The sequence below is a fragment of the Citrobacter sp. Cf088 genome, assembly GCF_030334295.1.
Classification (GTDB): domain Bacteria; phylum Pseudomonadota; class Gammaproteobacteria; order Enterobacterales; family Enterobacteriaceae; genus Citrobacter; species Citrobacter freundii.
The window spans coordinates 1-2521 of sequence record NZ_JAOWEE010000034.1 but is presented as its reverse complement, the minus strand read 5'-3'; the positions used below and the strand labels follow the sequence as shown (position 1 = coordinate 2521).

Genomic DNA, 2521 nt, shown 5'->3' with positions numbered 1-2521 from the left:
TGATCTTGACCCTCCATCTCCGAACAGCTTTTGTATCTTAAGTTAACGATGTCCGCTGCCGCCGGTATTCCCTCGGGGAGTGATATCCCAGCGCGCTGTGCGGGTGGTTTTCATTGTAATGCGTGAACGCTACTGCAAGGTTTCGCAGTGCTGTTCTCACATCCGGTTTTGGCATGAACGCGATATAGTCTTCTTTCATCGTTTTCACGAACCGTTCGGCCATGCCATTACTCTGCGGGCTGCTCACCGCTGTTGTGCAGGGCTCCAGATTCAGCTCTCTCGCGAACCTCCGCGTTTCATACGCGGTATACGCTGAACCGTTATCCGTCAGCCACTGCACCGCTGTGTCGGGCAACCTGTCGCCGAAGCGCTTTTCCACCGACCTCAGCATCACATCCTGCACGGTCGAACTGTCATAGCCTCCCGTGCTTGCTGCCCAGTCTATGGCCTCACGGTCGCAGCAGTCCAGCGCGAACGTTACCCGCAGTTTTTCGCCGTTGTCGCAGCCGAACTCGAAGCCATCTGAACACCAGCGCATATCGCTTTCTGCCACCGCTATCTTGCCCTTATGTTCACGCTTCGGTCGCTCTGGTTTGTGATGCAACAACAACAGGTTATGCTCGCTCATTATCCTGTAAAGCCGTTTGGCATTCACAGGTGGCTGTCCCTCTGTGCGACGTTGCTTGCGCAGGATGCCCCACACGCGTCGATAACCATAACTCGGCATATCGCTGATAATGTTGAGGATAGCCGACAGTATTTCTGCGTCTGCTTCTTCATTACGCCGGTTACAGCGCCTGTCCTGCCAGTCGGCAGAACGGTTAATCCGCAGTGACAGTTGCGCACGCGACACGCCCATGGTCCGGCTGACCATGGCTATTCCCCGTCCTTTGGCAACAAGGGCGCGTGCGCTATCCATTTTCGCGACTGACCGTACTCCACGGCTTCTTTCAGGATCTCAACTTCCATCGTTTTCTTGCCCAGAAGGCGCTGAAGCTCCCGGACCTGCTTCAGAGCAGCAGTAAGCTCAGAAGCAGGAACGACTTCCTCTCCAGCCGCAACGGCGGTGAGGCTGCCTTCCTGATATTGCTTCTTCCACTTAAACAGCAGGCTGGGCTGGATACCATGCAGGCGGGCGACATGGGAGACATTCATACCCGGCTCCATCGTCTGCTGGATAATGGCGATCTTCTCCTGAGGAGTTTTACGTTTACGGACTTCTTGCCCTAACAGGATCCCGGTCATCTCAAAATTGGCGTTAGTGTTAGACATATATTCAAGCCTATCTCTTATCTGGAGATACAGCTACTGTCCGGTGTTTCAGGGGGCTACATCATAAAAAAATGATAAATATCAATCTATTATTAGATATTTATATGTTTTTTAGATCATAAATAATACAAAAAAACAGTACGCAGTGTATGATTCTTAGACTATATTTTGATCTAATTAAAAATAATTCTAATATTGTTGTGGGTAAGGAAACTAACTATGCACCAATTAGACATAAATGATAAATATGAAAAGATTGCTATTCTGCGTGATGAGATGAAGAAAAAAACTTCAGGGGTAATGGTAGTTGAGGGTGGGGAGGTTGGTGTCGCAAGGATATCAAACGTTGGTGTTGGAGTCGACTCTTTCTCATTTTATTGCGAAGATAGTTTTATAATAAATGAAGTCATTGAACTTAAACTGTATAGTGATATAGGTCAAATAAACATTTTATCCAAGAGCATAGGAAGATATGGTGCCCAAGGGGAATATATGGAAGCCAGCATACCTATCAAAATGATTATTACTCAACGCCGTAAAGAACGGCGATTTACCCTGAGAAAAATTGACAATTTCTATTGCTATGGTAAGTTCAGAAACGGTGAGAGCTATAGATATGATATCTCTGATATATCATTGGGGGGATGCGCTCTAATAAGTTTTCAACCAAATATGCGATTTTTAGTTGATGGAGGTATCCTGAAAAATTCAGTAATTTCCCTCCCAAAGAAGGTAAGCTTGAATATCTCATTAAGGATAGCATCTATTTCATATAACACTATCATACATGACGATAAAATAATTAATTTCGTAACTAAAATATCTTGCGAGTTTCTTTTTCAAAATGACTATCAACGTAATACCATAAATCAGGTAATATTAGACTTAACCAATAATATCCGGAAGGGACATAATAGATACTATTAGTTGAGCCTATCCGTAATTTTGTGTAACTGTCACTGTATTAAAGGTGACGGCTCAGACGGTCACTAAACTCGATTATAAAACGACTCATTGCCAGTCGCCAGTTCTGGATCGGCATATTCCATGATCCTACCCAGCAATAGTGGATACGCAATTAAGTGAGTAAACTCTCAACCAGAGGTGACTCATGACAAAACTAGCATCAACAAATAAAAAGCCCCGCAAACAGCACACGTCTGAATACCGCAACGAAGCCCTAAAGCTTGCGGAACGCATTGGCGTCGCTGCTGTCCGCCAAGCTCAGTCTTTATGAATTGCAGCTCTA

General features: G+C 45.5%; 2 protein-coding genes and 1 pseudogene. 2 read left to right on the top strand and 1 reads right to left on the bottom strand.

The annotated features are described in order from the left end of the window. Positions 1 to 37: 37 nt before the first annotated feature. Positions 38 to 1245, bottom strand: a protein-coding gene (locus tag OGV71_RS04050) for an IS3 family transposase (protein WP_089617520.1) whose coding sequence is annotated in 2 segments (ribosomal slippage) — positions 38 to 924 and positions 924 to 1245 — 1209 coding nt in all. Because the reading frame shifts where the segments join, the coding sequence is not laid out codon by codon here. A gap of 246 nt (positions 1246 to 1491) precedes the next feature. On the opposite strand from OGV71_RS04050, the gene OGV71_RS04045 reads away from it, so the two are divergent. Further along, complete coding sequence (locus OGV71_RS04045; RefSeq protein WP_008814940.1) at positions 1492 to 2199, top strand: PilZ domain-containing protein; 708 nt, start codon at positions 1492 to 1494, stop codon at positions 2197 to 2199. A gap of 184 nt (positions 2200 to 2383) precedes the next feature. After that, a pseudogene (locus tag OGV71_RS04040) lies at positions 2384 to 2521 on the top strand (IS3 family transposase); the annotation flags it as partial.

What these genes read in the sequence shown, in the direction of transcription:
- OGV71_RS04045 (WP_008814940.1), top strand. Translation starts at nt 1,492, where the DNA reads ATGCACCAATTAGACATAAATGATAAATATGAAAAGATTGCTATTCTG.